General features: G+C 64.1%; 1 protein-coding gene. It reads left to right on the forward strand.

Going from position 1 to position 549, the window contains the following annotated elements; translation table 11 throughout:
• Positions 1-60 precede the first annotated feature (60 nt).
• On the forward strand, positions 61-549 hold a 489-nt coding region (locus tag AC1DVK_RS27160), incomplete at its 3' end, for a N,N-dimethylformamidase beta subunit family domain-containing protein (RefSeq protein ID WP_477627852.1).

A 549-nucleotide genomic window follows, 5' to 3' on the forward strand; every position in this document is an offset into this window, starting at 1 on the left:
GCATTGTCCGTCCTGGGCGTCCCGGCGGCGACTGCGGCAGGGCCATGCACCGTCCCGATTGTGAGCAAAGTAGCCTGCGAAAACACCCAGCCGGGCAACCCGGCCTCGGAGTGGCAGGTTTCCGGCGCGGGCAGCAGCACGATCCAGGGCTATTCCACGTCCATGAGCGTCAACATTGGCGACACCGTGAAATTCAAGGTCAAGACGCCGTCCACTTCGTACCACATCGATGTCTACCGCCTTGGCTATTACCAGGGGCTGGGCGCCCGGAAAGTCGCGGCGAACGTGCTGCCGAGCGCTTCGCTTCCGCAGACCCAGCCGGCGTGCGCGACGCTCTCCGCCACCGGATTGATTGACTGCGGGAACTGGGCAGTCTCAGCGTCCTGGCAGGTCCCGGGGTCGGCCGTTTCCGGAGTGTATATCGCACGGCTCGTGCGCAATGATGCCACCGGCGTCAGCGTCATTCCTTTCGTGGTCCGCGACGACGCCGCTCACTCAGACGTCATGTTCCAGACCTCGGATACGACGTGGCAGGCCTACAACAGCTAC

The sequence above is a fragment of the Peribacillus sp. P4_B1 genome (genome assembly GCF_056402395.1).